The sequence below is a fragment of the Caulobacter sp. P1_B12_2 genome (assembly GCF_056406675.1).
The window spans coordinates 1-5,912 of sequence record NZ_JBFTZS010000290.1; the positions used below are offsets into that span (position 1 = coordinate 1).

At 70.2% G+C, this 5,912-nt stretch carries 9 protein-coding genes; 5 read left to right on the forward strand and 4 right to left on the reverse strand.

Annotated elements, in window-relative coordinates; genetic code table 11:
- Window positions 1-96: 96 nt before the first annotated feature.
- Entirely contained in the window at window positions 97-738 is a 642-nt protein-coding gene (locus tag AC1DZ6_RS17000; RefSeq protein WP_477098326.1) for an NrsF family protein, read from the reverse strand.
- Window positions 725-1,267 carry a sigma-70 family RNA polymerase sigma factor gene (locus AC1DZ6_RS17005; RefSeq protein WP_477098327.1) on the reverse strand — a complete coding sequence of 181 codons (543 nt, stop codon included), beginning with the start codon at window positions 1,265-1,267 and terminating at the stop codon, window positions 725-727. The genes AC1DZ6_RS17000 and AC1DZ6_RS17005 overlap by 14 nt, the downstream gene beginning before the upstream one ends.
- A gap of 228 nt (window positions 1,268-1,495) precedes the next feature.
- Between AC1DZ6_RS17005 and AC1DZ6_RS17010 the strand changes: the two genes are divergently transcribed.
- The 4 genes from AC1DZ6_RS17010 (at window position 1,496) to AC1DZ6_RS17025 (ending at window position 3,993) form a co-directional block, all read left to right on the forward strand.
- Window positions 1,496-1,774, forward strand: a complete 279-nt coding sequence (locus AC1DZ6_RS17010; protein WP_477098328.1) for a BufA1 family periplasmic bufferin-type metallophore — start codon at window positions 1,496-1,498, stop codon at window positions 1,772-1,774.
- An 88-nt stretch (window positions 1,775-1,862) separates the two neighbouring features.
- The gene (gene bufB / locus AC1DZ6_RS17015; RefSeq protein WP_477098329.1) at window positions 1,863-2,750 is read left to right on the forward strand and encodes an MNIO family bufferin maturase; all 888 of its coding nucleotides are present in this window, start codon (window positions 1,863-1,865) and stop codon (window positions 2,748-2,750) included.
- A gap of 2 nt (window positions 2,751-2,752) precedes the next feature.
- Window positions 2,753-3,526, forward strand: coding sequence for an HvfC/BufC family peptide modification chaperone (locus AC1DZ6_RS17020; RefSeq protein ID WP_477098330.1), 774 nt, complete (start codon window positions 2,753-2,755; stop codon window positions 3,524-3,526).
- Between the two features lie 8 nt (window positions 3,527-3,534).
- Window positions 3,535-3,993 (forward strand): DoxX family protein, encoded by a 459-nt coding sequence (locus AC1DZ6_RS17025; protein WP_477098334.1) that lies wholly within the window; start codon window positions 3,535-3,537, stop codon window positions 3,991-3,993.
- A 26-nt stretch (window positions 3,994-4,019) separates the two neighbouring features.
- On the opposite strand, the gene AC1DZ6_RS17030 is transcribed toward AC1DZ6_RS17025, so the two are convergent.
- Together AC1DZ6_RS17030 and AC1DZ6_RS17035 are read right to left on the reverse strand one after the other, a co-directional pair.
- Window positions 4,020-4,655 (reverse strand): DUF2799 domain-containing protein, encoded by a 636-nt coding sequence (locus AC1DZ6_RS17030; RefSeq protein ID WP_477098331.1) that lies wholly within the window; start codon window positions 4,653-4,655, stop codon window positions 4,020-4,022.
- Between the two features lie 76 nt (window positions 4,656-4,731).
- A complete protein-coding gene (locus tag AC1DZ6_RS17035; RefSeq protein WP_477098332.1) occupies window positions 4,732-5,322 on the reverse strand; it encodes a TspO/MBR family protein in 591 nt (196 codons plus the stop codon).
- Window positions 5,323-5,405: 83 nt separating this feature from the next.
- On the opposite strand from AC1DZ6_RS17035, the gene AC1DZ6_RS17040 reads away from it, so the two are divergent.
- On the forward strand, window positions 5,406-5,909 hold the full coding sequence (locus AC1DZ6_RS17040) for a GNAT family N-acetyltransferase (RefSeq protein WP_477098333.1): 504 nt from the start codon (window positions 5,406-5,408) through the stop codon (window positions 5,907-5,909).
- Window positions 5,910-5,912 lie beyond the last annotated feature (3 nt).

Consider the following 5,912-nt stretch of genomic DNA (forward strand, 5'->3'; position numbering starts at 1 on the left):
CCCACAGGGGGAAGAGGAGCCGTGCGCGGCGTCCTCCGCCCCCTATGGGGGCGGACAGGCGGCGAAGCCGCCAGGTGGGGGCAAGTCAGTGAGCCACTACCACCGCAACATCCACTTCCCGATCACCGCCCCCAACACGCCGGTGCCCAGCACCCCCAGGGTGTACCAGGTCCCCACGAACACCATCGTGCTCTCGCCGCAGTGCAGGCCGTAGACCGTGGCCGCCACGCCGCCGGCGAAGGCGCCGGCCGCGAAGCCGGTCAGGGCCGGGCGGGTGGGCGCCATGCCGCGCAGCACGATCAGCGTCGCGGCCAGACCCGGCAGGGCCAGGGTCAGGATGTAGCGGAAGCAGACCTTCCACGATCCGCCCATCATCATCGACCGGCGATGCTCCCAATCGGCGGCCAGCCACTGGCCGAAACCCATGCCGACGAAGAGCGCCAGCACCACCGCGCCGAACAACAGGGCCTTCCTGGGGACGCCCTCGGGCCGGGCCAGGCGCTCCAGGGCCCAGAAGCCCGCCACGCCCAGCAGGGCGGTGTACATCGCCTTCATCCAGAACATCCGGCCGGTCATGGCCTGGGCCAGGTCCTGGCGCGTGCCCAGCCAGGCCAGCACCATCACCAGGGCCGCCAGGCCGCCGGCCACGGCCAGGCCGATGAACCGACGCTGCACCGCCCCCGCCGGGATGGCGCGAGGCCGCGCCGCCAGTTGATCGATCAGATCATCCGTCCGCACGACCGCGCATCCTTTCTCCGAGGCTCTTCAGCGCCCGGTGCAGCGCGACCTTGGCCGCGCCCTCGGAGACGCCGGCCCGCGCCCCGGCCTGGGCCAGGCTGAGGCCCTCGATCTTGACGTCGCGGACCAGATTGCGCTGGCGTTCGGGCAGGGTCTCCAGAGCGCGGTCCAGGTCCATGGCCGAGCCCGGCTCGGGGGCGTAGGCGGCCAGGACCTCGACATAGTCGTCGATCGGAACGGTCGCCCGCACCTTGCGCCGCCGCCAGTGGTCGATCAGCTTGTAGCGCGCCAGGGCGAAGGCCCAGGGGGTGAACGGCTGGGCGCGATCGTAGGTCGCGCGCCGCGTATGCACCGCCATCAGGGTCTCTTGCACCAGGTCCTCCACATCGCCGGGAGCGTCGCGCATGCGGCGCTCGAAATAGACGCGGAGCCGGCCGCCCAGTTGTGACAGCAACAGCCGATAGGCCGGGGCGTYGCCGTCCAGGCCCAGCAGCATCAGCGCCTTCAGGGCGGCTTCGGTTTCCGTCACGCCTCCCCCTTGTTCGCGCGAGACGGGCCGATGGTTACACCGCGTCGCCCAAAGCAGAAAGCGGGGGCGAGCGGGAACCGGGCCCGATGATTTTCGGCGCGCCGCTTTTTTGTTCGGATACCGGTGTAACCTTTCGTGGCGCCCGTCCGTAACTCCCCTTTGACCGCGCAGAACGGGCCGACGAACGGCGCCGGGCGCGGCCAGACCCAGACGAAGGAAACGTCCCCCATGAACAAGACCCCCGCTCTCGCCCTCGCCGCCGTGTTCGCCCTGAGCGCCGGCGCCGCCATGGCCCGCGACGACATGAAGCCCGCCAAGGTCGAAATGGAGAAGTGCTACGGCGTCGCCAAGGCCGGCCACAACGACTGCAAGGCCGGCGCCGGCACCTCGTGCGCGGGCACCTCGAAGGCCGACTATCAGGGCGACGCCTGGAAGAAGGTCGCCAAGGGCACCTGCACCAGCATCAAGACCCCGACCGGCATGGGTTCGCTGACGCCGAAGGCCTAAGCCGCCCTCCCCAACACTGTCATCCCGAACGAGCGCGCTTCGCTTCGTCCGGGATGACAGGCTTTTGATGTCGCAGAAGAACACCCCAATGCCCCCCACCGCCGGTCTCGGCCTCAAATCGCAGCACTACGCCGAGGCCCTCGCGGCCGACGCCGACGGCCTGTGGTTCGAGGTCCATCCCGAGAACTACATGGCCGCCGGCGGGCCGCGTCTGCGCTGGCTGGAGGCGATCCGCCAGAAGCATCCGGTGTCGCTGCACGGCGTGGGCCTGTCCCTGGCCGCCGACGCCGATCCGGACCCCGCGCACCTGGCGGCCCTGAAGGCCTTGGCCGACCGGTTCGAGCCGTTCGTGGTGTCCGAACACCTGGCCTGGAGCACCCATCGCGGCGTCCACCAGCCCGACCTCCTGCCCTTCCCCCGCACCCGCGCGGCGCTGGACCGCATCGCCGCCAATATCGGTCGCACCCAGGACGTCCTTGGACGGACGATCCTGGTCGAGAACCCGTCTCTGTACCTGCCGCTGACCGGTCACGACCTCGACGAGACCGATTTCCTGATCGCCCTGACCCGCCGCACCGGCTGCGGTCTGCTGGTCGACGTCAACAACGTGTTCGTCAGCGCCAGCAACCTGGGCTACGCGGCCGAGGCCTATCTGGACGCCTTGCCCGCCGAAGCGATCGGCGAGATCCACCTGGCCGGGCACGGCGTCGACGAGGGCGGATCAAGCCTGCTGATCGACACCCACGGCGCGCCGGTCAGCGAAGCGGTCTGGGCGCTCTATCGCCGCCTGATCGACCGTGTCGGCCCTCGCCCGACCCTGATCGAGCGCGACGACGACATCCCGGCCTTCACTGTGCTGATGGTTGAGCGTGACCGAGCGCACAAGGTGCTGGCCACGACGCGACATTCGTTATTCCCTGCATCCTCGGTTGAGCCCAGGTCCGCCTCGCCCGAGCCTGAACTCGCCGGGAGATGACGATGGAAAACCCCTTGGGAAAATTCCAGGACGCCTTCGTCAAGGCGCTCGAGCAGCGCGCGGGCGCGCCCATCGCCGCCTGGCTGCCGGACGGCGAAGCCGAGCCCCCCGGCCTGGCCGTCTATCGCAACACCATCGCCAAGGGCTGCGTCGACGCCCTGGCCGCCAATTTCCCGACCGTGACCAGCCTGGTCGGCGAGGAATGGTTCGAAGCGGCCGCCGCCCTGTTCGCCGACGAGCATCCGCCGACCACCGCCGCGCTGCTGGTCTATGGCGAGGGCTTTCCGGACTGGCTGGACCGCTTCGGCCCGGCCGAGGAACTGACCTATCTGTCGGCCATGGCCCGCCTGGACTGGATGTGGACCATCGCCCTGTTCGCCTACGGGATCGATCCCCTGCCGCCCGAGGCCTTCGACCTGGCGCCGGAGGTCCTGGCCGCCGCCCGTCCGCGCCTGCATCCCAGCGTGGGCTTCGCCTGGTTCGAGACCGGCCTGCCCGGCCTGTGGCTGGCGGCCCGCGAGCCGGAGCCCGGCGAGATGGAGCTGGTCGAGGACCCGCAGGGCGTCCTGATCGTCCGTCCCGACGACCTTGTGAACAGCCGGCTGCTGGACGCCGCCGGCTTCGCCTTTCTGACCGCCGTCCGCCAGGGCGCGCCCCTGGGCGAGGCGATCACCGCCGCCGGAGCGGCCGATCCGACGGCCGACCTCGCGGCCCTGTTCGCCGCCCTGATCGCCGACGGCGTGTTCACCGGCCTGGACCTTGGAGATCCCGCGTGACTGAACAGATGCTCGTTYCCGCCGCCCGGCGCTCCTGGAGCCGACCGCTCGACCAGCTGGCCGCGCTGGCGCACCGCGCCCTGCCCGACGGCCTCCTGAGCCTGGTCGCGCGCCTGGGCATCGCCTCGGTGTTCTTCCTGTCGGGCCGCACCAAGGTCGATGGGATCCTGCACATCACCGACGGGACCTATTCGCTGTTCGCCGACGACTACGCCCTGCCGCTGATCCCCTCCGACGTCGCCGCGCACCTGGCGACCTACAGCGAGCACCTGTTCTCGATCCTGCTGGTGCTGGGCCTGTTCACCCGGCTCTCGGCGCTGGCCTTCCTGGGCATGACCCTGGTGATCGAGGTGTTCGTCTATCCCGACGCCTGGAGCACCCACCTGTCGTGGGCCGCGATCCTGCTGTTCCTGGTGGCGAAGGGCGGGGGAAAGTGGAGTTTGGATCGGGTGCTGGGCATTCGGTGAAGCGCGGCGGAGGGGGCGTCCCGCTATCACCAGCCCCCGTACCGCGGCCCGAACCGGTGATGCAGCTCATCCACCTCGCGCTCGGCGTCTCGGGCCGCCCATTCCGCGCGGCGGCCGTCCTCCACCGCCTGGCGGCGTTCTGACCGCAGGCGGTTCAGGCGGTCGCGCAGCTCGTGCTTCTGCTCGTCGTTCAGCTTGGGATTCTTGAGTTCGTCTTCCACGCCTCGCGCGTCGCGGTCGCGGCGCTCGGCGCGGTTGTCGGCGCTCGAGCGGTCCGATTCCGCCTGGCTCAGGCGCGAGACGGCGGCGTGGACCAGCTGTCCGTCGGCATAGCCCACCAGGAAGCCGCGCTCGGGTCCCTGGGGGCAGACCCCGGCGTACGAATTGCCGTTGCGCCCCTCGCTGAAGCCGCGGTCCTGGGTGCAATAGAGCTTCAGCCCTTGGTCGCGGGCCTGGAAATAGGGCGCGGCGTCGGGGACCACCCCGGTCTTGGCGCAGGCCTTGGCGTGCTCGTCCAGCCGGCTTTGCGGACGCCCCGCCTCGCCGTCCTTGAAGCCGACCCCGCCCCAGTCGCCCTGCAGGCAGGCCTCCTTGCTCATGGTGGCGCAGCCCGCCAGCGCGCCGACCACGACGGCAAGTCCCAGAACCCAAGCACGACGCATATGAAAACTCCCCGAAAGCATGGCTTTCGGGGAGCTAAAGCTTGGCCGCCTGAACGGCCGATGAACCGGCGTTATCTCAGTGGACGGTCACGCGGCGCGGGCGCTTCCACAGTTCCTCGGTCAGGGCGTTGGCGAAGCCCAGCCAGCCGAGATAGGGGCTGGAAAAGCCCGAGGCCGGGGCCACCAGCTTGCGGGCCTGCAGGGCATAGGCGCCCGAGGCGGCCAGGGACGCCGTCGCGGCGCCAAGCTGGCCCCCGACGCGCTTGGCGCCGAGAGCCAACCAGAGGGCGTTGAAGCCCTGGACCAGGCTCCAGAGGGTGAGAGCCCGGGTACGCGTGGGGCTGGACGGCGCGTTCCAGATGCGCAGTCCCGAAAGGGTCATGGCGATGAACAGCGGCGGCAGGATCAGGCTGGTYAGGGCCTTGGGCTGATGGGCGACCGGCTCGTGCATCTCGGCGTAGCCGACCGCGTATTCCTCGTCGTCGATCATCTTCTCGTGGCGGCGGCCCAGCAGGGTCGAGGCCAGGATCGCGCCGCCGGCCAGGGCCAGGCCCAGGACCAGCTGCGCGCCGGCCGTGCTGGTGGTTTCGGCCTCGACGTCCATCTCGAACGACTCGCGACCGGCGTGAGTCCGCCTCCCGTGGGATCGGCCATTCGGGATGTGCATGACGGAACTCCTCGCTAAACATGCTTGTAACCCGCCTAGCTGGACCTTGGTTCCCGGGCGACGACACGGTTTGTGAGCCCGTCATGGTCGATTTCCGCCTCGCCCGGTCCGATGACATCCAGACCGTCCGGGTCCTCGAGCGCGCCTCGGCCCAGCGCTTCGTCGGGCTGATGGACGCCCTGGCGGCCGACGAACCCAGCCCGGCGGCGGTGCTGACGGCGCGGATCGCCGAGGGCGGCCTGGTCGTCGCGGTTGAGCGGGAAACGGTCGTGGGGTTCGTGATGTTCCGGACGGTGGAGGCCCGGGCCTATGTCGAGCAGCTCGACGTGCTGCCGGCGTTCGAAGGCCGGCGGATCGGCGCGGCGCTGCTGGACGTGGTGGCGGATCGGGCGCGGACGGCGGGGCTGGAGGGCCTGTCGCTGTCGACGTTCCGCGAAGTGCCCTGGAACGCGCCGTACTACCGGCGGCTGGGGTTCATGGAAGTGGCGGATGACGCGCTGACGCCGGGGATGCGGGAGATCCGGGCCGAACACCTGGCGCGCGGGCTGGATGAGGCCGCGCGGGTGTTCATGGTGYGGGATTTCTAGTCC